Source organism: Enterococcus casseliflavus NBRC 100478, assembly GCF_001544095.1.
Classification (GTDB): domain Bacteria; phylum Bacillota; class Bacilli; order Lactobacillales; family Enterococcaceae; genus Enterococcus_D; species Enterococcus_D casseliflavus.
In genome coordinates this window covers 1-22,119 of the sequence record NZ_BCPT01000013.1, presented here as the reverse complement: position 1 = coordinate 22,119, position 22,119 = coordinate 1, and the positions used below count along the sequence as shown (strand labels likewise).

The window sequence follows — 22,119 nt, the reverse complement described above, 5'->3', positions numbered from 1 at the left end:
TTTGAGGAGGAGTTATGGATTTATTTCGAAAAAAAGTCATACAACGGGAAAGTGTGACGAATTTAAAAAAAGAGTTGAAGTTAAAAGATTTGATTATGTTGGGGATCGGCGCCATTATCGGCACAGGTATCTTTGTTGTTACAGGGACTGCTTCTGCTGAGTATGCCGGACCGGCATTGATTCTTTCCTTTGTTGTAGCTGGTATCGTTGTTGTGTTATCAGGGCTTTCTTTTGCGGAATTTGCTTCTCGGATCCCCGTTTTAGGGGGCGCCTATTCGTATCTGTATGTCGTTTTTGGTGAATTTACCGCGTGGCTGGCAGGCTGGTTTTTGATTTGCGAGTTCTTATTGGCCGTTTCTTCGGTGGCATCTGGCTGGTCAGGCTATGTGCAAGGCTTTTTGGCCAGTGCGGATATCCATTTACCAACCGCGTTGACGGGCGGTTATGACCCAAGCAAGGGGACCTACATTGATTTGATCGCTGGTTTAGTCATTATTTTTGTAACCTTGTGGGTCAGCCAAGAAGCGAAAAAAGCGTTACGTTTGAACAATGCCATGGTATGGGTCAAATTCGGCGTGATCCTCTTGTTTATCGTCTTTGGTGCCTTTTTCGTGGAACCAGACAACTGGCAGCCCTTTATGCCCTTTGGTTTTTCAGGCGTCTTTAATGGTGCAGCGTTAGTCTTCTTTGCTTTTCTTGGCTTTGATGCCGTCGCAATGGCAGCGGAAGAAGTCGAAGATGCCAAGAAAAATGTCCCTCGAGGAATCATTGGTTCCATTGCGATCGCAACTGTCCTTTATATCATTGTCACACTGATCATGACGGGAATCGTTCCGTTTGCGGAATTAGGAGTCAATGATCCGGTAGCTTTTGCGATGCGTTATGTCGGTCATGGGGTTGTCGGATCAATCATTTCTGTGGGTGCGATCTTGACCTTATTAACAGTGACGATCGCTATGATGTACTCCTTGGCGCGTCTGTTATATGCCATCAGTAAAGATGGGTTATTGCCAAAAGCGATGCAAGCCATTGATCCAAAGCATCAAACACCAAAGAAAGCGACCTACATCGCGGGTGTTTTTGCTTTCTTCTTTGCGGCAGCTTTCCCATTGAATATCTTGGCAGAATTGACCAACATTGCGGCATTGTCGTATATGATCTTAATGTCCTTAGGAATCATCAAGCTGCGGAAGATGATGGGCCCACCTGCTAAAGGCGAATTCAAAGTACCACTGGTACCGTTATTGCCTTTGTTGTCCGTTGCCAGCTGTCTCTTCTTGATGACCCGTCTACAAACGGCGACCTGGATCGTTTTTGGGATCTCCTTAGTGATCGGAATCGCGATCTATTTTGTATATGGCTATCGTAACAGCGAATTAAATGAGAAAATTGACGAATAGGATTGTGAAAAGGCAAAGACCCGGATGCGGTTTTTGTCTTTTTTTATGTAAATATAGCCGAGCTTCCTATAAGCAGCGTTTTAGGAGGCTTTTTTTGTTATTCAAATAGTGGTCATTTCTGGTGCTGATCATTGCAATGACAGTCTTTCTTGATCAAAAGTCCTCTATGAATCTGCTTTTTTTGAGAAATTTTCCAAATGACAGATTCGCTAAAGGTTCATCCAGTATGCTTTTGTTAGAGAAAAAAAGAGAGGATGTTGGCAATTGAATTATATGAAACGGGCATGGCTGAGTGTGACGAGAAAGCGAGGAAAATCTGCAATATTGTTTGCTGTTATTCTAATTTTAGGAAATGTAATCGCTGGAGCAATTGCGGTCAATCAGTCGACTCAAAATGTCGAAAAGCAGATCAAAAACCAATTAGGTTCCCTCGCAACGATCGATATCGACTATGAAGCCTTGATGGCAAATAGTGAGGGCGGCACAAGTATGGAGGAGATTCAGCCGCTGCCGGAGGAGCTGATCAAACAAATTGGCGAGCGCTCGGAAGTCAAACAGTATGACTATTTGCGAGAAGCAATGATTGCTGTTGATAAATTCAAACCCTATAGTTTTAGACCAGAAGTTGAAAACGAGAATATCATGGTTTCTGGAGGTATGGATTCTTGGGTCTATTTAACAGGAACCAATCTCTTACAACCGTTGGATTTTGAAGAAGATACGGTGAATTTAACACAGGGACGCTTCTTTACAGAAGAGGAACAGCGTACCGGAAAACGTGTAGGGTTGATTTCTGAAGAGGTGGCTCAGGAAAACGGCTTGACCGTTGGTGACACCATGGTATTAGATGGACAGTTTATCGATTATTCATCTGGTGGAGATCCAGAGAAACAAAAAGGCAATGATTATCCTATCGAAATCGTCGGGATCTTTAAAAATACCAGCTTAGAAAAAGCGAATGAACAAGGACAAGAGGGGGGAGTCAGCTCGTTTGCTTTTGATGATCGTCCCTTCAATCGGATCTATATGCCAAATGATGCTGTGAAAACGATTGTTGAAGAGGAACGTGCGGGGCGACAAGCGGCGTTTCCAGCGACAGACCCCGGATCTGACGAGGATTTCTTTACCCCGCAATTTATTTTGAATCAACCAGAAGATGCAGAACAATTCAAACAAGAGGTGACACCACTCTTGCCAAATGGCTATAAGGTCAATGCTTCTACGGATGAGTATGACCGTGTGGGAACCAGTATGAATCGCTTATCACAAATTTCCTCGTATGTCGTAGTGATTGCGGTGATTGCTTCCTTGATTATTATCTCCTTGATCATTGTGTTGTTTACCCGTGATCGTAAATATGAGTTAGGCATCTACCTTTCGTTAGGGGAACGCCGGAAATACGTGTTTGCACAGATTGTGATCGAACTCCTGTTGATTGGTGTCAGTGCAATGCTGATCTCCTTGGTTACAGGGAATATGCTGGGCAAGATGGTTTCTGAATCTTTGTTAGCCAGCAGTATGCTAGAGGCAAACCAGGCAGGGATGGAACAATTCTTTGTGGGGGCACCGAAAATCGACCAAGCGACGATCAACGAGGCGTTTCGCGTTCAATATACCTTATCTTATGTGATCGCCTTTTTAGCGACTGGGATCGTGACGATCTTGCTTTCGGCAGTGGTGCCGCTGTTGTACATTTTACGGTTGAATCCGAAAAAAATCATGCTGTAAGGAGCGATGAACATGGCAATTTTAGAAACAAAAGACATGACGTATTACTACCAAGATGGCGAGAATCGCCGGAAAATTTTAGATAAAACCAATATCTCCTTTGAAAAAGGTAAATTTTACACGATCTTAGGAAAATCAGGCTCAGGAAAGACCACTTTTCTTTCCTTGATCAGTGCATTGGATCAGCCAACCGATGGGGAAGTGTTTTTTGAAGAAAAAAATATCAAAACGATCGGTTATGAAGAATATCGCCGCAACAAAATCAGTTTGATTTTTCAAAGTTACAACTTGATCCCTTATTTGACGGCTTTAGAAAACGTCCTTGTTTCGATGGCGATTTCAGACAACAAACTCCCGGATCAGCACGATCAAATTGCGTATCGTTTGCTGGACTATATCGGCATCAATTCCACGAAAGCCGATCGTTTCGTCAATCAGCTTTCCGGTGGGGAACAGCAGCGGGTCGCCATCGCTCGTGCTTTAGCGACCAACGTTGATATCATTTTAGCCGATGAACCTACCGGGAATTTGGATGAAGGCATGGAACAAGAAATCGTGGATATTTTTAAAGAACTAGCGGCGATCCACAACAAGTGCATCATCGTAGTGACCCATTCGACCGAGATCGCCAAGCAGTCAGATCAGACTTTTTACTTAAAAAAAGGTGCGTTGACGGCCTATGAGTGATTTTTTATCGAAGTTTGAAGAAGAACCGAAACAGCCAGACAAGGAATCAGCAGCAGCCGAAGTACCTTCTTCCCGTGCTTCCCGAAAAGAAAAAGGTTCAGCTTCTTTAGAAGAGGGGATCGAACATGATCCCTCCTTCAAAAAGAAGCGGCGAAAAAAACGACTGCTAGGGTTAGCTGCCTTGCTTGGACTCTTTATACTCAGCGGCTTTTTATTTTTCCAATTGGCGTATGTCCGGTTGGATAACTTTGTGGACAAAGAGATCTCAGAGGTCAGAGAATGGGCAGCGGAACATGATCTTGCGGTTGATGTCACACCAGCCTATGATGAAGCCCCAGCCAATCAAGTGATCGCCCAAGCAGAAGCTGCCAGAAGTCGAGTCAGAAAAAGAAGCACTCTGCATCTAACCGTGAGCCAAGGACCTGATCCAGAAGAGAAATTGGCATTGCCAGACTTTATGGAAATGACGAGGGACGAGGCAGCAGAGTGGATCGAAAAAAATCAAGCAAGCAATTTGACGATCGTCGATGAATACCACGATGAGATCGAGGAAAAAGCACCGATTCGAGTAGAATTTACCAATAAAGAAGTCTCACGAGAGAACTATCATCGTCGAGATGTCGGACGAGTCTTTTATTCCAAAGGCGAAGAAACCTTTGAAAAAGATATTGAAGTACCAGACTTTAGTGATAAAACCCGTGCAGAGGTAGAAACATGGGGGAAAGCCCATGAGCTGGAGCTTGAAGTCAAAGAACAGGCTTCGGATACTGTGGAAGAAGGCAAAGTCATTGAACAAAGCGTGGCACCAAAAGAAAAAATCGCGAAACGGGATGCGTTTCAAGTAACGATTTCCCTAGGGAAAGGGGTCACCGTACCAGACTTTTCAACGATTTTACCAGATGATGCCCAGGCCGCTGTTGAGGGTGTCACTGTGCGGATGCGGATGCAGTTTACTCAGAGTCTGCCCTATGGACAATTGATCTCGCAAAGTGAGACCGCCGGGACCGTCTTAACCAGCAAAGATGACCAAGGCATCGAAGTCGTCTATTCGGCAGGTCAACCTTATATCAAAGATTACCGTCGAAGCGAGATCCTTGAAGGGGATCTGCAAAAACTCTTCTTTGATGAATTCCGTTCAAAAGGGGCGAACATCAGCTATCAAGTCCGTTATGTCAATTCAGCAGAACCCTACGGGACAATCGTGGGGATGAGCAAGTTCAATCAGTTTTTACCGTTAGAAGATACGATTACCTTTGATATCAGTTTAGGCAATCAGACAGCCCCTGCGGCATCTGATTCTGAATAGTCGCTTTCTTTTTTAGTCAACCTGCAAAAGGAGGAAACCCATGCGTCATCAAGAGAATTTTCAAGACCTTAGGAAAAAGCTGTTTGTGTTTTTACTAAGCGGTATGGTAGCATTGTTGCTACACATGTGAATTCATCAATCCAGCGAACACGTGCGGATCGTTTCAACAGAACGTTTTATTGGAGAACAATTGGAATGATCCTACAGGAATGATTGTGCTTACCGAAAAGTGATTGAAAAAGAAATGATGAGTGTAAAAGGGGGACTGACCAATGCGGATTTTATTCGTAGAAGATGAGCCATCGATCGCAGAAGCGGTTGCCAGCTTATTGAAAAAACAGCATTATTCCGTTGATTTGGCCTTTGACGGCGAAACCGGACTAGATTATGCAGCGAGTGGTGTATATGACATTCTCGTTTTGGATATCATGCTGCCAAAAATCGATGGGATCACATTGCTAAAGACGTTACGCAAGCAAAATATTCGCACGCCGATCATTATGTTGACGGCCAAAAGCGAAGTCGATGACAAAGTACTCGGCTTGGATGCAGGAGCCGATGATTACTTGACGAAACCCTTTCAAATGAAAGAGCTGCTGGCACGGATTCGTTCGCTAGGCAGAAGAAAAGATTTGGATTATCAAGAAGACCAATTAGCCTTTGGCAACGTGGGCTTAGATCGTAATGAGCTGCAGTTAGCCACGCCTAGCAATCAAGTGGTGTTGTCACCCAAAGAAATGAAACTGATGGAACTGTTCTTATCTAGACCCAAAGTGATCTTATCAAAAGAAACCATCATCAATAAAATTTGGGGCTTTGATCCCGATGTGGAAGAAAACCGCGTTGAAATCTATGTGTCTTTGCTGCGGAAAAAACTGACGCTGCTTGAAGCGGATATCGGCATTCGCACGATCCGCAATGCGGGGTATATTTTGCAGAGCAAGGAGCCGCCATGTTAAAAAAATTGCGAAATAAAATGCTGTGGTTCAATATGGCGTTGATCTCAATCATTGTCTTAGGTGCCTTTACCTTTATCTATATTTTGAATGCCACCCAAATTGAAAACGAGATCCAATCATTGATCTCGCAAGAAGCAAACACCCTAGCTGCGGTACCTTTGGATGAGGAGGAAGTGCGGCAATCACTGACAGAACCTGAGTATCCAATGATGTTGACCATCACGAATAGTACTAGTGAGCTCAGAGAGATCGCTCTACTTGACATTAGCCAAATGGATGTCGTGATTCAAAGTATTGATGAGAGCGTCGATCAAAACGAGCTTTATGAAGCCTTGGTCGATGCAGCGGCGAAACAAGGGGAGATCCCTAACGAAGTGAAGGTGAATGGCCGAAATTGGCGGTATGCGCTCTTTTTGGTGACTTCCTTTAGTCATTATTCGATCAATCATGATTCGATGGGGGAATATTCCACTAGTATCAATAATTACGAGCCATTTTATCAAGTGCTGTTCTTTGACGTCACCGACTACAAAACCAGTCTAAGCAACTTAAGAACCACGCTTTTGATCATCGGGGTCTTAGCCTTAGTCAGTATTTATATCGCTAGCTTTTATGTCGCCAATCGAGCCTTACGACCAGTGGAACTGGCTTGGCGCAAACAAAAAGAGTTTGTTTCTAACGCTTCCCATGAGCTGAAAACACCACTGGCGATCATTCAAGTCAATGCCGAGGTATTAGCTGGCAGTCCAGAAGAAACCTTGGAAAGCCAAATGAAATGGCTGGAAAACATTCAGTTAGGTTCCGAACGGATGGATGAGCTAGTAAATAGCTTATTGATGCTGACCAAATTCGAAAGTGCCGAGCAAGAAGTCGTGCGTTCGGTGATCGATGCCAGTCAAGTCGTGCAAAGTGTTTATCAAAGCATGGAGGCCATTGCACTGGAAAAAGGGATCCACTATCAGGAACAGATCGCTAAACAGGTGCGCCTTGAAAGCAATGAGCAAGCCTTACGGCAATTGACCATGATTTTGGTGGACAATGCCTTGAAATATACACCTACTGGAGAAACCGTCACAGTGGCACTCGTTGAACGCCAACGAAAAACGGTGCTGCAAGTGTCCAACAGTGGTTGCCCGATCCCAGAAGAAAAAATTCCCTATGTCTTTGATCGCTTCTACCGCGGGGATCCTTCTCGCAACCATCAAGACGGTGGCTATGGGTTAGGTTTAGCCATCGCCAAAGCCATCACAGAAATGCTGCAGGCACAAATCAGTTTGACGGTGGATCAAGACGGCGTCAATCACTTTGAAGTTTCATTTCATTGAAAAATGAGCTTTACCGTTAGGAAATAAAAGATATGCGCTGCGCTCATCAAATCTTTTACCGCATTTCGAGAAAGTCTCGCTTCCTCGAAATGCGGTATTTATGCAGCAAAACGCATTTTTTAGGAGAAGGGGACACCAAGGGAAAAAGTTTTTTTATTTCTCCTTGCAATTTTCACAAAGTTCGGCTATGATAGGTGTGTAATCGGTTACACAGGAGGGGAGCAACATGCCAACAATTAAAGATGTCGCCAATTTAGCTGGACTTTCCGTGGCGACAGTTTCAAGAGCCATGAATGGGACTGGCTATGTGAGCGAAAAAGCCCGTGAGAAAATCCATCAGGCGATCAATGAACTGAATTATTCCCCCAATGAAGTCGCACGTTCGCTGTATCAGAAAAAGTCAAAATTGATTGGTTTGCTACTTCCTGATATATCCAACCCGTTTTTTCCGCTAGTAGCCAAAGGCGTTGAAGACTTTCTACAAAAAAAAGGCTATCAAGTCATCCTTGGCAACATTCAAGAAGACAATGAGAAAGCCAATGAATATTTACGTGCGTTTGAGCAAAACAATGTGGCGGGGATTCTTTCCGCTGTCGAAAATAAAAATCGTACCCAAAGCAATATTCCGACGGTCGTCTTGGATCGGATCGATCAAGATGTCGAATATGGGGTTTATTCGGATGACCTTCAAGGCGGCGAACTTGCTGCTGAAGCGATCTTAAAAGGTGACCCCAAAAAGGTAGTCGTGATTGCTGGGCCTGAATCTGTCACCCGTGCTCGGGATCGTTTATTGAGTGTTGAATACACATTGAAAAAAGCACAAGTTCCTTATGCACTAGTGAAATCCACATCCTTTCTCTTAGAGGATGCGACCTTGACAGCGAAACAAGTTTTTTTAGAACATCCCACTGTCGATAGTGTGATTGCCCCAAGTGATACCCATGCGATTGCCATCATGCAAGAGGCTTATCATCATGGCGTAAAGATCCCAGAACAACTTCAAGTGATCGGCTATGACGATATTCCCATCAGTAAATTGGTGGTGCCACGCTTGACGACGATCCATCAGCCTGCTTATCAAGTAGGTTACAAAGGAGCAGAAATGCTCTTTGCATTGATCAACGATCAATTTATTGAACAGAAAAAAATCATCCTTCCTGTTCATTTAGAAGAAAGAGAGACAGTAAGAAATGGAGGAACGCCAATTGAATAAGATCATCGTCATTGGTAGTATGGCAACAGATTTTGTAGTCACTACGAAGGTGAAACCCAATCAAGGAGAAACGGTTTTTGGGGAAAAATTTGACACGAATTTTGGCGGCAAAGGAGCAAACCAAGCCATCGCCGCTAGCCGTTTAGGCGCAGAAGTAGCAATGCTAGGCCATGTAGGAACCGATCGTTTCGGAAATGAAATCGTCGAAAACTTAAACGTGAATGGCGTTTCTACGGAGAATGTGGAACCCGTTACACATTTTCCATCTGGTGCCGCGCATATCATTTTGCATGAAAATGACAATAGCATCATTGTCATACCCGGTGCCAATAATGCGCTTGATTTAGCTCGCTTTTCCGAAATAAAAGGAAACATCACAGAGGCTGATTTAGTGATTTTGCAAAACGAGATTCCCCAAGAAGCCAATGAAGCCATCATCGACTGGTGTTGGGAAGCAAAAATCCCTGTTTTATATAATCCAGCACCTGCGAGAAAGCTCAATCCGCGTATGTTATCTAAGGTGGGGTATCTGACCCCTAATGAACATGAGTTTAAGTTACTTTTCCCCAATCAAAAGCTTGCTGACGTTTTAGCAGCCTACCCTAATCGATTGATCGTTACCCTAGGTGCCAAAGGAGCGATTTTCCACAACGGGAAGTCGGAGGTCTTAGTTCCTGCCTTTCCAGTTGCTGCGGTCGATACTACGGGAGCTGGTGATACCTTCAATGGTGCATTAGCAGTAGGGATTTTAGCAGGTGTTCCCTTAGAAAACGCCATTGCCTTTGCCAACTTAGCAGCAGCAATCTCCGTCAAAGGATATGGTGCTCAAGGCGGAATGCCTACATTAAAGGAAATGAAGGAGAGTCCATTGTATGAAGAAGCATGGGGCATTAAATAGTGAGATCGACAAATTATTGGCGGATTTAGGCCACACTGATCAGCTTACGATTGGGGACTTGGGGTTGCCAGTACCCACAGGGGTGAAAAAAATCGATCTGGCATTAAAACTAGGTAGTCCGAGTTTTGAAGAGGTGTTATCGGTAATGCAACAAGAGATGGCAGTCGAGGCGATCGTTTTAGCAGAGGAAATAAAAACGGAGAATGCGGAGCAGTGGCAATTGATTCAAAAAACGTTCCCGAATGTTCCGATTCGTTTTGTTCCACATGAGGCATTCAAAGAAGAAACAAAGGAAAGCAAAGCCATTATTCGAACAGGGGAAGCGACACCCTATTCAAACATTATTTTACAAGCAGCCGTTATCTTCTAAAGAGACAGGAGGAAATCATGTGCAAGTCGAGATGAGCAATATTGAGAAATCCTTTGGGAAGAATCAAGTGTTAAGAGATGTCTCACTAACATTGTACCCTGGAGAAATCCATGCCCTAATGGGAGAAAATGGGGCAGGCAAGTCAACGTTGATGAACATTTTAACTGGGTTACATGCCAAAGATGCAGGGACGATTTTGATCGATGGCAAAGAAACGAACTACGCCGATCCGAAGGAAGCCGAACAAGCCGGTGTGAGCTTTATCCATCAAGAAATGAATAACTGGGAACAGATGACTGTATTGGATAACTTATTCTTGAATCGGGAATTGAAAACCACCTTTGGGCTACTAGATACGAAGAAAATGGCAAGCAAAGCGCAGGCAGTCTTTGAACAATTAGGGATTCAGATCCCCCTTCAAAAAGAAGTGGATGAACTTTCAGTCGGGCAACAGCAAATGATCGAGATCACGAAAGCGCTGATGACTGATGCCAAGGTGTTGATCATGGATGAACCGACTGCTGCCTTGTCGGATAAGGAAATTAATAATTTGTTTCAAATCATTCGTCGCTTGAAAGAAAACGGCGTAGCGATCGTTTATATCTCTCACCGAATGGAGGAGATTTTCAAAATAAGTGACAAGATCACTGTGATGCGGGATGGTCTATCGATCGATACGAAAAAGACGCAGGATACAACGATGGATGAGGTCGTGAAGAAAATGGTCGGTAGAGAGTTAGCTGATTATTATCCAGAAAAACAAGCGCAGATCGGTGAAGTCGTTTTTGAAGTAAAAAATTTAACAGCAGCTTCTAAAGTTTACCAAGGCATCAATTTTCAAGTCAGAGCAGGTGAGATCCTTGGGTTCTCAGGTTTAATGGGTGCTGGACGCACAGAAGTCATGCGAGGAATATTTGGTTTAGATGAAATTGAAAGCGGTACCTTAATCGTCGAAGGGCAAGAAGTGAAAAACTCTTCGCCTTCAAAGGCAATCGCCAATGGCTTTGGCTTTCTAACAGAAAATCGGAAAACGGAAGGCTTGGTCTTAGACTTTTCCCTGACCGATAATATCAGTTTGCCCAGCATTGATAATTTTGTCAAAACAGGCATGGTCGATAGCAAGACTGAAGCCAGTTTCGTTGCGTTAATGATCGAGCGCTTACGCATCAAAACGATGAGTGCCCAGAATTTAGCCAGCGAGCTTTCTGGTGGAAATCAGCAAAAAGTGGTTTTGGCGAAGTGGATCGGTGTCGGACCAAAAGTATTGATTTTAGATGAACCGACACGCGGAGTAGACGTAGGTGCCAAACGAGAGATTTATCAGCTGATGAATGAGTTAGCGGAACGTGGTATTGCGATTTTGATGGTTTCTAGTGATCTACCAGAAGTGCTAGGTGTCAGCGATCGCATCATTGTTTTACACGAAGGAAAAATATCAGGGGAACTCTCTCGGCAAGAAGCCACACAAGAGAAGATCATGACGTATGCGACAGGAGGAAACTAATATGGAAAAAAGTGGTATGAAAACAAAACAACTCTCGGAATCAATTAGTAAATTGGGACCTTTACTCGCTTTGATTGCTCTAGTGGCTGCTGTCACTGCCTTAAATCCAAGCTTTTTATCACCCAGTAATTTGTTGAATCTTTTGCGGCAAGTCGCAGCGAATGGCTTTATTGCATTCGGAATGACCTTTGTCATTTTGACTGGGGGCATTGATTTGTCTGTAGGGTCCACCTTGGCACTTTCCAGTGCCTTGACAGCAGGAATGATGGCCAACGGGGTGTCACCTTTAGTCGCTATTTTGATTGGGTTACTAAGTGGAGCGATCCTTGGTGCGTTGAATGGACTACTGATTTCAAAAGGAAAAATGGCACCGTTTATCGCAACCTTAGCAACGATGACGATCTATCGGGGCGCTACCTTAGTGTACACCAATGGAAATCCAATCACTGGACTAGGTGACAGCTTTCTATTCAGCTTTATTGGTCGTGGGTATCTTTTCGGGATTCCTTTTCCAGTCGTATTGATGTTTCTCGTGTTCTTTCTTTTGTTCTTGTTGCTTCATCGCACCGCCTTCGGACGAAAAACCTATGCCATCGGTGGCAATGAAAAGGCCGCTTTTATTGCTGGGGTGAAAATCGATAAGATAAAACTGATCATTTATTCGATCTCTGGATTGATGGCTTCAATCAGTGGCATGATCATCACTTCTAGGCTGAATTCTGCGCAACCAACAGCAGGGCAAGCCTATGAGATGGATGCGATTGCAGCAGTCGTTTTAGGTGGTACGAGCTTATCTGGTGGAAGAGGCAGAATTTTTGGCACGTTGATCGGGGCATTGATCATTGGTACGTTGAACAATGGTCTAAATCTATTGGGTGTCTCAAGTTTTTATCAACAAATCGTTAAAGGGATCGTGATCGTAATTGCAGTGTTACTGGATCGGAAAAGGAAATAAAAAATAGGAGGATCTATTATGAAAAAAATGTTTTTATTGGCAGCAGGCTTATTGGTACTTTCTGGATGTGGAGCGGCAACATTGGACAACGGTGGCAGTAGTGAGACACAAAGTGAGGAAAAAGCAGCTTCAGAATTGACAGTTGGTGTATCGATCTCCACCCTCAATAACCCGTTTTTTGTTTCCATGCAAGAGGGGATCAATCAATTGGCTGAGGAAAATGACACCGATGTACGCTTTGTTGATGCCCAAGATGATACTGCCAAGCAAAGCAATGATATTGATGATTTGATCCAACAAGGCGTGGATGTGCTTCTGATCAATCCCGTTGATTCTGCTGCTATCGTCCCAGCTGTTGAAGCCGCTAATAATGCCAACATCCCAGTTATTGCCATCGACCGTAGTAGCGATGGAGGAACGCTTTTGACGACGGTTGCCTCCAATAACGAAGAAGGTGGAAAAATGGCAGCAGAATTTATTCTCGAACAATTAGGGGAAAATGCAAAAGTGGTAGAACTTGAAGGTGTCCCTGGTGCTTCTGCAACCAGAGAGCGAGGAAAAGGCTTTGATGATTATGCTAAAGACAAACTGGATGTTGTTGAAAAGCAATCCGCAAACTTCAATCGAGCAGAAGGATTAACGGTTATGGAAAATATCCTCCAAGCCAACAATGACATTCAAGGCGTCTTTGCTCAAAACGATGAAATGGCTTTAGGGGCAGCCGAAGCGATGGGAAACCGAGAAGGCGTGGTGATTGTCGGGTTTGACGGTACTGAAGACGGCCTCAAAGCCATCGAAGAAGGTAGAATGACGGCAACGATCGCTCAAAAACCAGAAGAAATGGGCCGCCTTGCATTGCAGGCAGCGTTTGACCATTTCCAAGGAAAAACAGTCGCTGAACAAATCGATTCACCATTAGAGTTGGTGAAAAAATAGGTAAACGCTCAATGCAGTTCCTACTTTCAACATCGAAAGCCCCTCTTTGGCTGACCATCTAGGTCACCAAAGAGGGGCTTTCTTTAATGTGTGGCATTTCGTTTACTTGTTGCTGGTTAAATCCAATAAGCGGTCTTTCAAGTCTTCTTCTAGATGACCCAATTCCACTTCGGCAGCACGACGTTTTTCTTTTCCTTCTTTTTGGATCCGTAATGTTTCTTGGATCGTTTCCACAAGGTCGTTTTGTGTTTTTTGCAAGGTTTCGATATCGACGATGCCGCGCTCGTTTTCTTTCGCTGTTTCAATAGCAGAAACTTTCAACATTTCTGAGTTTTTCTTCAATAGATCATTGGTGGTCTCAGAAACTTGGCGTTGTGCCGTAACTGCATCTTTTTGACGCAATAAAGTCAAGGCAATGACCACTTGGTTTTTCCATAGTGGGATCGCTGTATTGACAGAAGCTTGGATTTTTTCTGCTAACGCTTGGTTCGTGTTTTGGATTAGGCGAATTTGCGGTGCCTGTTGGATCGTGATTTGACGTGCCAAGCGCAAGTCATGAGTTCGCTTGTCTAAACGATCAAGAAATTGCGTGTAATCGTTGGCGATCTGTACGTCCATTTGATCATTCGTTTCTTCTGCTTTTTTCATGGCTTCAGGAATGATTTTGGTTTGCAATTCTTGCATCTTCAACTCGCCAGCGGCAATGTAGATGTTCAATGCATCAAAGTAATCTTTGTTCTTTTGATACAACTGTTCCAACATCATGTTGTCTTTTAGCAAACCGTCTTTTTCTTTATCCAATTTGACGGCGATCTTGTCGATTTGGGCACCGATTTTTTGGTATTTAGCGGTGATTTCAAAAATGGATTGTTTTACTTTACCAAACATCCGCTTGAATAAGTTGCCTTCCCCTGCACGCAGTTCGTCTGGATTGGCTTCTTGCAAGCGATACATCAACTCCGTCAATGAGTCGCCCACAGGGCCGATATCAGCTGCTTGGACATGGTTCAACATGGATTGGGAAAACTCTCCAAGTTTGGTTTGGGCAGCTGCACCATAGGTGATGACCGCTTGCTGGTCGGTCGCATCGATTTTGCTGGCTAATTCTTGGGCCTGTGCTTGACGCTCTGGCGGTAATTTATCAATCAAACGCGGTGCCGTTTGTTGTTCTTTCAGCTGACTGATTTCCGCTTGTTGAGTGGTGGTCAAAGTGTCGACAGGGGTTGAAAATGGGTTGTTCAATAAATCGTCAAGCGTATCCGTTACGGGTTTTGCTTGATTTGGTGTTTCACTCATAATAACTCCTCCTAATAATTGTCTGCTTTCGAAAAAAATCTAGCCTGGGCTAGATTTTTTTTTAGATTCTTTTCTTGTTGCCAATCAGAATCTATCCCTATTCATTATCTCGTTTTATGCTTTGTTTGGCAATGGATAACTCAACATCCATGTCATCAAGATCGTCTGCTACAAATTGGGAGTAGTCTTTGGCGATCAAGGAAGCCATTTGCTCGATGATTTGGGTGCTTTCCTCGATTTTATCATAGGTCTCACGACTTTTGATCTCATGGCTATTGATTTCAATGAACTTATCGGTCAAATCGACCATGTTGGGCAAGTGTGTATAAAGGAAATGACTTGCCAAAGGCAGTTTGGTCGGTTCTTTCACGAGTTCTTTGAAAAGAGCTTTTGAGGCACGCAAGGCATCGTGACGCAAGTCAATGGCTTTTAACTTGTTATTGCTAGTGATATTTTTTTGGTATTTATCGATTTGGTGTTTCGTCTGATTCATCGTTTCACGGAACAATTCGATCTCACGAGCAGTCATTCCGCTTTTCAAGTAATGGGCTTCTCGTTCTCTCGTTAAAGAAGGCAAAACTTGTGGATCGGCTGCTGGAACTTTACGCCCTCTAATACCGACGTAGACTAAAATCGCACCGACGATTAATAATAGGCTCGCAAATGAATCGCCTACTACGTTAAAAATAATACTGATGAGGACGATCGCACCAACGATCAGCCAGATGTTTTTTTTCATTTTTCCTCCTCCTAAAAATCTCTTGGACAAGTAGATTGGGTTATTCGACATCTTTATTTTAGCATGTTCACTAAAAGAAAAATATCAGACTTGGGGTGGATTTTCCGATTTTTAGTAAATTCATAAGCTTTCTTGCTATTTCTTAAGAAGATATTTTTTCTAAATTATGCTAAAGTGTTTGATAGATAAGACGTATGAGGAAAGTTAGGTGTCGATAGATGTTAGAATTTAAAGATTTTGAAGAAAAAACGATCCAACGGAATGAAATTTTCCATGGCAAGATCATTGATGTGGTCGTTGATGATGTCTCCTTGCCAAATGGCGGGACCAGTAAACGCGAACTAGTCTTTCACCCTGGTGGTGTTGCCGTGATCGCCTTGACAAGTGAGAACAAAATGCTGTTTGTTCGCCAATTCAGAAAACCGTTAGAGCGAGTGATTTTAGAGATACCAGCAGGAAAAATCGATCCAGGAGAAGGCGCTCGTCCAGATTTGACTGGCGCCCGGGAATTAGAAGAAGAGACCGGCTATCGTGCAAAAACGCTGGAGCACGTTTCTTCGATGTACCTTTCACCAGGCTTTGCTAATGAGCTCTTGCACGTCTATTATGCCAAAGAACTGGAAAAAGTGACAAATCCCTTACCGCAAGACGAAGATGAAGTGCTGGAAGTCTATGAATTGACCTTAGAGCAAGCACAAGCCGCTATCGCTGATGGAACGATCTGTGATGCGAAGACCGTGTTTGCGATCCAATTTTGGGAGTTGCTGGACTTGAAACGGAGGAACGGACTTGCCTAAAGAACCATTGATCACCCGCAGTGAGCTTCGACGCAGACGCGAAGAAGAACAAGCAGCAGCTGAACGCAATCAGCAAATCGTAGAAAAGCAAAGCAAGAAGGAATGGAAACAAAAAGAAAAACAAATTGATAACCACTACCGAAAAGTGCGCAAGAAAAACAAAGAAATCACGAAGACCCGTGCCGGTGAGAACCAGAAATCTCGGGATCTGAACCGTTTTTTAATGAAAGCCATTGTGATCGTCACTTTATTGTTAGTCGTCGTTGGTTTAGCGATCTTTTTGTTGTGATTCTTCTAGTACTAAGAAAAAGCCGCCCCTGCATCTTCTGCAAGTGCGGCTTTTTTGTTATTCGGTCGGCTTTTTCAAAATAGCTAAAAACATGGCAGCTGGCTGATTCATGAACAAATGATCCGCTTCATGAAAAACGGTAAAGGAAGTGGCAGTAAACCCAGTCGTCTCTGCCAGTTGATTCAATGCGGAAGGATCGAACCCATTATGAACGAGCGGGTGAGACACGGCGGGATTTTTGAGAAAATCCACTAGATAAAGGGTTCCTCCTGGCTGTAGCAAGGCGTATAGTTTTTCCATCATAGCGGCTGTGTCAGGAATATGCAGCAAGACGAGGGATAGCAGCACAGCGTCTGCTTTTGCTTGTAAGGATTCTTGCAGCAGATCGTGGACAGTTGCAGAAGCATTGGCCAGCTGCAGTTGGTTGATTTTTTTTTCAGAAACCTCGATCATGTTAGGGGCAGTATCCCAGATGGCTAAGTGCTGGACATAAGCTGCTAAGGGCAGACTTACCAGGCCGGTACCGCCGCCGATATCGATCAGAGTGTGGTGCTGGTTGTCTTTAAAATAAGGTTCAAGGGTTTGGGTGACTAATTGTGCTAACGCGATCCGTTCAGGGGTATCGTATTTTGCTGCCATGGCTTTGAAAATTTCAGACATAAGTGCCTCCTTTTATAATGACAAAAAACTGTTCGTTTCGTCAAAACTAGTTTATCATGAAAGGAGAAAAACACGTCAGTAGATACGTGGGAATTTCTGTTATTTTTCATTTTAAAGGATGAAAAATAAACGAGAAGTAGGAGGCAAACACATGAAAATTGGCATTATTGGTGCAATGGAGGAAGAAATCAAGGCGTTGCGGGAACAGTTGATTTCACCGCTTTCTTGGGAACGCGGCGGCGCACTATTTATTTCAGGAAGTATCGGCAATCATGAAGTGATCGTCGTTCGTTCAGGTATCGGCAAAGTTCTGGCATCGATCACCACTAGTTTATTGATCCAACAATACGGGGTCAATATGGTGATCAATACTGGATCAGCTGGTGGGATCGGTGACGGCTTACAAGTAGGGGATTTAGTGATTTCAGATAAAGTGGCCTATTTTGATGTCGATGTGACGGGCTTTGGTTATGAATATGGCCAGCTGCCTGGCGGGATGCCTTTGTATTATGAAGCCAGCCGCTATTTGATCAGTGAGATGACGAAAGCCGCAGAAGCGACCCATCATACCGTGAAAAAGGGACTGATCGTTACCGGTGACAGCTTCATTCATGACCCGCAAAAAGTACAGGAGATTTTAGGACATTTTCCAGATGCCTTGGCTTGTGAGATGGAAGGCGCCGCGATCGCACAGACCGCGCAGCAATTCAATATTCCTTTCTTGATCGTGCGCGCGATCAGCGACACCGCCGACCACGCAGCAACCGTCTCTTTTGATGAGTTTATCTTAGAAGCTGGCAAGCGTTCCGCTGAAATGGTCTTGGCATTCGTTGAAACATTAAAGTAACTTAAAAAACAGGAGAGCCGATCCGTACGAGGAGGAAGGAAGCATGAGAGCATTACTATCCATTGATTATACGTTTGATTTTGTTGCAGATGAGGGACGATTGACCACGGGTGCTGCTGGGCAAGCGATTGAAGCTGCCTTAGTGGCTCGGACGCAAGCCTTTATCGAAGCCGGTGAGTATGTCGTTTTTGCCATTGATCGTCATGAGGAAACAGACAACTATCATCCTGAAAACCGCTTGTTCCCACCCCACAATCTTGCGGGCAGTACGGGGCGACATCTTTACGGCCGTCTAGCACCGCTTTATGAAAACTATCAGGAAGCGCCAAATGTCTATTGGATCGACAAGCGTCATTACTCCGCCTTTAGCGGTACCGACTTAGACATCCGTCTGCGGGAAAGAGGGATTACGGAATTGTACCTGACCGGCGTTTGTACCGACATCTGTGTCTTGCATACAGCAGTGGATGCCTATAATTTAGGCTACCAACTGGTGATCGATGCAGATACCGTTGCCAGCTTTGACGCGGTCGGACATGAATGGGCACTACGCCATTTTGAAAATACCCTAGGCGCGAAAATCATTTCTGCGAAGGAGGAAGCATAAATGGGATGGATGGATCAATTAAAAGCAAATTTCAGTTTCAGTGAACTGACTAGCCTTTATCAAGCGTATCAAAAAGGGGATCTTGATGTAAAGGCGTTGTTGAACAATGACTTCTTACAAAAGTATACGGATTTTCAGAACTTGGATGAGTTTATGGCTAAATTAGGCATCCAGAATGAAAACCAAATCTTCGACTTTCTAAAAGACCGCCCCAATCGGCAAAAAGCCGATCAAGTCGTCAATGAGCATTCCCAGTTTGATTCTGTGATCAGTATGATGAAAAAAGCTTTACAGAAATAAACAACGATAGAAGATGGAGCCTTCGAAAATCAATTGATTTCCGAAGGCTCCTTCTTTATATATTAATTGGTGGGTTATGTAACAAATTGATTTTTATTTGCTACCACATACCCCAATTATTAAGCTGTCTAAAGTTTAGCCGGCTGTTTCGTGTACCCGCTAAAGTATTGATGGCAGCAAGATCAATAATAGATACGTACATTGTCGCCATAGCGGTAACATACATGGTAGCAATTCCCGCTATCCCAATTGGATTTGCACCCAGGAGTAAAAGAAAGACAGAGTCTAAAACGGTGTCATACATCCCTTTTAAAGCCTTTTTCGAAGCTTGATCAATGGTTTCTTGTGTATCGATCATCTTGGAAATTTCTTCCATGAATTTTTCTGGGGAGTTTATGGATTCTAATGAAGATTTTTCTTCAGTGAAATATTTATGAATAGCATCAATAAAAGAGGCTCCATGTTCTAAGGTCTTATATCCCGCAATGGATTTTTTTACGTTAGAGACATGATTTTTAAGGTTATAGATATCTAGATTTGAAAAATAATCTTTGAGACTAGTTACCGTATCATAAGATGATAACGCAAAATTCAAGTACTTGGTTCCCGTAGTGGTTCTAAGAAAGGCATTGTAAGCGTTGGTGTCATTGAAGGTGTAATATTCAGGGTAGTAACGAAGGGGAAGTCTGTCACCCACCAGCCCAGCATTGCGCTCATAATCATGCACATCAAAATAATAAAGCATAAATGTGTGCATAAGTTGATCATTGGTGGGATTGTTCCCGTAAATTCTAGTGGCAAATTGTTTGACTTTAGGAAACTCAAAAGGAACGACCGGCGTAACAGCTGGTAAATTTCTTTCTGAACGCTCCTCTGCTGGCAATAGTGACTGGTACTGTAAATTTTCAAAATCGATACTCGTATTAGCAATGATTTCCAAAGATAAACCGATTTCTACTAGCTCTTCTTCAAGGGCGACCAATAGATTCGCTTTTTCGTAATGGTCATCAGGAACATCTGCAAAATTGCCACTCTCACTGACAGCATATGCCGTGATTGGTGAGAAAAAACCACTCAGTAAAACGACAAGTAACAATATAACTGAATATTTTTGCTTCATTTCAATTCCTCCTCATAATTAAAGTTTGACAACACGTGTTATACAAGTTAAATTTATCATATAAAAATACAAAAATGAATTATTTTATTTAAATTTGATTAATTTGTTTAAAAAATGTAGGATTAGTTATTTCGTCTTAATTTTTGGAGGTATCCCTAAGCAGATAACCTTGCTTGCTAAAAGAGGAGGGAGGGAAGTGAAAAAATTCAAGATATTCGACGATGATACAACTAAAGGAAAATTGTATGCTTTGATTGATTATCTAGTGATCACCTCAGCCCTTTGTTTTAGTGCATATCATTCTTTTCCGCTTACGATTCCTAAGTATTTACATATTCCGGGGACGAACGAGTATATGGTAGGTGGCTTATTTAGCGTATTAATGTCCTACTCTCTTTATAAGACCTATTTGTTGAATGCGCATAAAAACATTCCTAAAGAAAAAAAACATAGTATAGAAATCAGCTTTTTTCTCGGTTTACTCGTCTCTTTTATTTTGCTTTTATTCAGATCAGAAAGCTTAATTAATCATTTGCTTTTTCGAAACCAATTACCTTTGGAACAGATTATGTATCACTTCGATCGATTGTATTTTCTCAATCTACGTATGTTACTGTTCGCTTTGATACGGTGTTTATTCGCTTTTGACTACTATCAAGCCTTTTATTACAAAAAAAGAAAATGCTACATGGGCTATATTTATGTATACAGCTTTTTATTTCTAGTAGGAGGTGCACTCTTCTATATGTGGATCATGTCCATAAACTTTTTATTTCGCAAATAGTGTCTTCGGAGTTTACGTCCATACCTCAGTGCCATAGGAAAAGTTTTTTCAAAAATATACTCAGTTATGAATAGAATAGGGGGCTTTGTATTGGGGAAAACGGATCAAGTGACGTTATACAAGCGAAAAGGAAAAATCTATTCCATCATTGATCATATAATTATGGGGGCTGCAATATTATTTGAAACATATCATAGCTCCCCAATTAGACCTATAATTCGTGGGAGATCAGATATTCGTGGGATTGGGTTGTCGGCTGTGAGCGCAATGGTGTTTTTGCTAGCTTGGGAGACAACTTTAAGTTTGAACCGTCATGAGCTTGTTCCTGAATACAAAAAGCATATCGCTGGAATTGAGCACTTTTTCTTCTTCTTGGTTGGTTTTTTTATCTTGATTTTCACTGCCGATCCCTTGATTGGTTTACTATCGCGAACGATACCGGTAGAGAAAATCACCTACCATCTGGAACGGCTCTACTTTCTTCATTTTTTTATGATGTTCTATGTTTTGTTGCGGTGTGTATTGGCATTCGATTATTATCAAGCCTTTTATTATGAAGATAAAAAATGCAGGATGTATTATGTCTTGCTTTGTTTTTTCGTGGGCGTAGGTGTCATTCGTATTCTTCGTGCAGCTCTTACTTAATTTGTCTCATTTATTCACCCCTTCTAAAAGAATCCATTAGCAAAAGACAAGACTCAGCTGATTAAAAGATTGTCTTTCAATCGAATAAGTTTGTTACAGGATTGCTTTATTTAAATTGTGAGGAGGTTTTTAATGTGTTGAAAAAAAGATATCAACCCCTTGATAGTGATCAGCGAAAAGGAAAAATCTATTCCATCATTGATCATACAATTATGGGGACTGCAATATTACTTGAAGCATATCATAGCTCCCAAATTTGGCCTCGTAGATTATCGATTAGACCTATAAGAACTCTTGGAAATTCAGATATTCGCGCAATTGGGTTGACAGCTGTAACCGCAATGATACTTTTGCTAGCCTGGAATACAACTTCAAGTTTAAACCGTCATGAGCTTGTTCCTGAATACAAAAAGCATATCGCTGGAATTGAGCACGTTTTCTTCTTCTTGGTTGGTTTTTTTATCTTGATTTTCACTGCCGATCCCTTGATTGGTTTACTATCGCGAACGATACCGGTAGAGAAAATCACCTATCATCTGGAACGGCTCTACTTTCTTCATTTTTTTATGATGTTCTATATTTTGTTACGGTGTGTATTGGCATTCGATTATTATCAAGCCTTATATTATGAAGATAGAAAATGCAGGATGTATTATGTCTTGCTTTGTTTTTTCGTGGGCATAGTTATCACTCGTGTTCTTCTAGGGGTTCTTTCGTTAGTTGTCTCGTTCATCTATCACTTCTAAAAAATCCA

The 22,119-nt window shown here is 42.7% G+C and carries 23 protein-coding genes; 19 read left to right on the top strand and 4 right to left on the bottom strand.

Features of this window, described 5'->3' with window-relative positions; all coding sequences use genetic code 11:
- The first annotated feature begins 14 nt into the window (after window positions 1–14).
- The 12 genes from ECA1_RS11695 to ECA1_RS11640 all read left to right on the top strand — a co-directional run bounded on the left by ECA1_RS11695 (window position 15) and on the right by ECA1_RS11640 (window position 13,281).
- Window positions 15–1,400, top strand: a complete 1,386-nt coding sequence (locus tag ECA1_RS11695) for an APC family permease (protein ID WP_005233503.1) — start codon at window positions 15–17, stop codon at window positions 1,398–1,400.
- Window positions 1,401–1,673: 273 nt separating this feature from the next.
- Window positions 1,674–3,128, top strand: coding sequence for an ABC transporter permease (locus ECA1_RS11690; RefSeq protein ID WP_060792591.1), 1,455 nt, complete (start codon window positions 1,674–1,676; stop codon window positions 3,126–3,128).
- A 12-nt stretch (window positions 3,129–3,140) separates the two neighbouring features.
- The gene (locus ECA1_RS11685) at window positions 3,141–3,815 is read left to right on the top strand and encodes an ABC transporter ATP-binding protein (protein ID WP_008379303.1); all 675 of its coding nucleotides are present in this window, start codon (window positions 3,141–3,143) and stop codon (window positions 3,813–3,815) included.
- Window positions 3,808–5,121: a PASTA domain-containing protein gene (locus tag ECA1_RS11680; protein WP_060792559.1), complete on the top strand. Its 1,314-nt coding sequence runs from the start codon at window positions 3,808–3,810 to the stop codon at window positions 5,119–5,121. The genes ECA1_RS11685 and ECA1_RS11680 overlap by 8 nt, the downstream gene beginning before the upstream one ends.
- Window positions 5,122–5,393: 272 nt before the next feature.
- Window positions 5,394–6,080 (top strand): response regulator transcription factor, encoded by a 687-nt coding sequence (locus ECA1_RS11675; RefSeq protein ID WP_016612966.1) that lies wholly within the window; start codon window positions 5,394–5,396, stop codon window positions 6,078–6,080.
- Entirely contained in the window at window positions 6,074–7,405 is a 1,332-nt protein-coding gene (locus ECA1_RS11670; RefSeq protein ID WP_060792558.1) for a sensor histidine kinase, read from the top strand. Before ECA1_RS11675 ends, ECA1_RS11670 begins: the two co-directional genes overlap by 7 nt.
- Window positions 7,406–7,631: 226 nt before the next feature.
- A complete protein-coding gene (locus ECA1_RS11665; RefSeq protein ID WP_060792557.1) occupies window positions 7,632–8,618 on the top strand; it encodes a LacI family DNA-binding transcriptional regulator in 987 nt (328 codons plus the stop codon).
- On the top strand, window positions 8,611–9,516 hold the full coding sequence (rbsK, locus tag ECA1_RS11660) for a ribokinase (protein WP_034857599.1): 906 nt from the start codon (window positions 8,611–8,613) through the stop codon (window positions 9,514–9,516). Before ECA1_RS11665 ends, rbsK begins: the two co-directional genes overlap by 8 nt.
- On the top strand, window positions 9,491–9,886 hold the full coding sequence (rbsD, locus tag ECA1_RS11655; RefSeq protein ID WP_060792556.1) for a D-ribose pyranase: 396 nt from the start codon (window positions 9,491–9,493) through the stop codon (window positions 9,884–9,886). The genes rbsK and rbsD overlap by 26 nt, the downstream gene beginning before the upstream one ends.
- A gap of 19 nt (window positions 9,887–9,905) precedes the next feature.
- The gene (locus ECA1_RS11650; RefSeq protein ID WP_060792555.1) at window positions 9,906–11,390 is read left to right on the top strand and encodes a sugar ABC transporter ATP-binding protein; all 1,485 of its coding nucleotides are present in this window, start codon (window positions 9,906–9,908) and stop codon (window positions 11,388–11,390) included.
- Window position 11,391: 1 nt separating this feature from the next.
- Window positions 11,392–12,345, top strand: a complete 954-nt coding sequence (locus ECA1_RS11645) for an ABC transporter permease (RefSeq protein ID WP_086337773.1) — start codon at window positions 11,392–11,394, stop codon at window positions 12,343–12,345.
- Between the two features lie 18 nt (window positions 12,346–12,363).
- On the top strand, window positions 12,364–13,281 hold the full coding sequence (locus ECA1_RS11640) for a D-ribose ABC transporter substrate-binding protein (protein WP_016609995.1): 918 nt from the start codon (window positions 12,364–12,366) through the stop codon (window positions 13,279–13,281).
- Between the two features lie 102 nt (window positions 13,282–13,383).
- Here the strand turns inward: ECA1_RS11640 and ECA1_RS11635 are convergent, their stop codons facing one another.
- Both ECA1_RS11635 and ECA1_RS11630 read right to left on the bottom strand, forming a co-directional pair.
- A complete protein-coding gene (locus ECA1_RS11635) occupies window positions 13,384–14,577 on the bottom strand; it encodes a toxic anion resistance protein (protein ID WP_060792554.1) in 1,194 nt (397 codons plus the stop codon).
- A gap of 97 nt (window positions 14,578–14,674) precedes the next feature.
- Entirely contained in the window at window positions 14,675–15,316 is a 642-nt protein-coding gene (locus ECA1_RS11630; RefSeq protein ID WP_010749055.1) for a 5-bromo-4-chloroindolyl phosphate hydrolysis family protein, read from the bottom strand.
- 218 nt (window positions 15,317–15,534) lie between these two features.
- On the opposite strand from ECA1_RS11630, the gene ECA1_RS11625 reads away from it, so the two are divergent.
- Window positions 15,535–16,113, top strand: a complete 579-nt coding sequence (locus tag ECA1_RS11625; RefSeq protein ID WP_060792553.1) for an NUDIX hydrolase — start codon at window positions 15,535–15,537, stop codon at window positions 16,111–16,113.
- Window positions 16,106–16,402, top strand: coding sequence for a cell wall synthase accessory phosphoprotein MacP (macP, locus tag ECA1_RS11620; RefSeq protein ID WP_005227820.1), 297 nt, complete (start codon window positions 16,106–16,108; stop codon window positions 16,400–16,402). Before ECA1_RS11625 ends, macP begins: the two co-directional genes overlap by 8 nt.
- A 57-nt stretch (window positions 16,403–16,459) precedes the next feature.
- Here macP and ECA1_RS11615 read toward each other — a convergent pair whose 3' ends face one another.
- Window positions 16,460–17,062 carry a class I SAM-dependent methyltransferase gene (locus ECA1_RS11615; protein WP_060792552.1) on the bottom strand — a complete coding sequence of 201 codons (603 nt, stop codon included), beginning with the start codon at window positions 17,060–17,062 and terminating at the stop codon, window positions 16,460–16,462.
- A 151-nt stretch (window positions 17,063–17,213) separates the two neighbouring features.
- Here ECA1_RS11615 and ECA1_RS11610 point away from each other — a divergent pair, with 151 nt between their 5' ends.
- Genes ECA1_RS11610 through ECA1_RS11600 form a run of 3 tightly spaced genes read left to right on the top strand, consistent with a single transcriptional unit; the run spans window position 17,214 to window position 18,816 of the window.
- Window positions 17,214–17,909, top strand: a complete 696-nt coding sequence (locus ECA1_RS11610; protein WP_060792551.1) for a 5'-methylthioadenosine/adenosylhomocysteine nucleosidase — start codon at window positions 17,214–17,216, stop codon at window positions 17,907–17,909.
- Between the two features lie 43 nt (window positions 17,910–17,952).
- Window positions 17,953–18,516: a cysteine hydrolase family protein gene (locus tag ECA1_RS11605; protein ID WP_005227824.1), complete on the top strand. Its 564-nt coding sequence runs from the start codon at window positions 17,953–17,955 to the stop codon at window positions 18,514–18,516.
- Complete coding sequence (locus ECA1_RS11600; RefSeq protein WP_005227832.1) at window positions 18,517–18,816, top strand: hypothetical protein; 300 nt, start codon at window positions 18,517–18,519, stop codon at window positions 18,814–18,816.
- 100 nt (window positions 18,817–18,916) lie between these two features.
- Here the strand turns inward: ECA1_RS11600 and ECA1_RS11595 are convergent, their stop codons facing one another.
- Window positions 18,917–19,936: a hypothetical protein gene (locus ECA1_RS11595; protein ID WP_060792550.1), complete on the bottom strand. Its 1,020-nt coding sequence runs from the start codon at window positions 19,934–19,936 to the stop codon at window positions 18,917–18,919.
- 874 nt (window positions 19,937–20,810) lie between these two features.
- Between ECA1_RS11595 and ECA1_RS11585 the strand changes: the two genes are divergently transcribed.
- Window positions 20,811–21,365, top strand: coding sequence for a hypothetical protein (locus tag ECA1_RS11585; RefSeq protein WP_228077330.1), 555 nt, complete (start codon window positions 20,811–20,813; stop codon window positions 21,363–21,365).
- Between the two features lie 134 nt (window positions 21,366–21,499).
- Window positions 21,500–22,111, top strand: coding sequence for a hypothetical protein (locus ECA1_RS11580; RefSeq protein WP_231435893.1), 612 nt, complete (start codon window positions 21,500–21,502; stop codon window positions 22,109–22,111).
- Window positions 22,112–22,119: the final 8 nt, after the last annotated feature.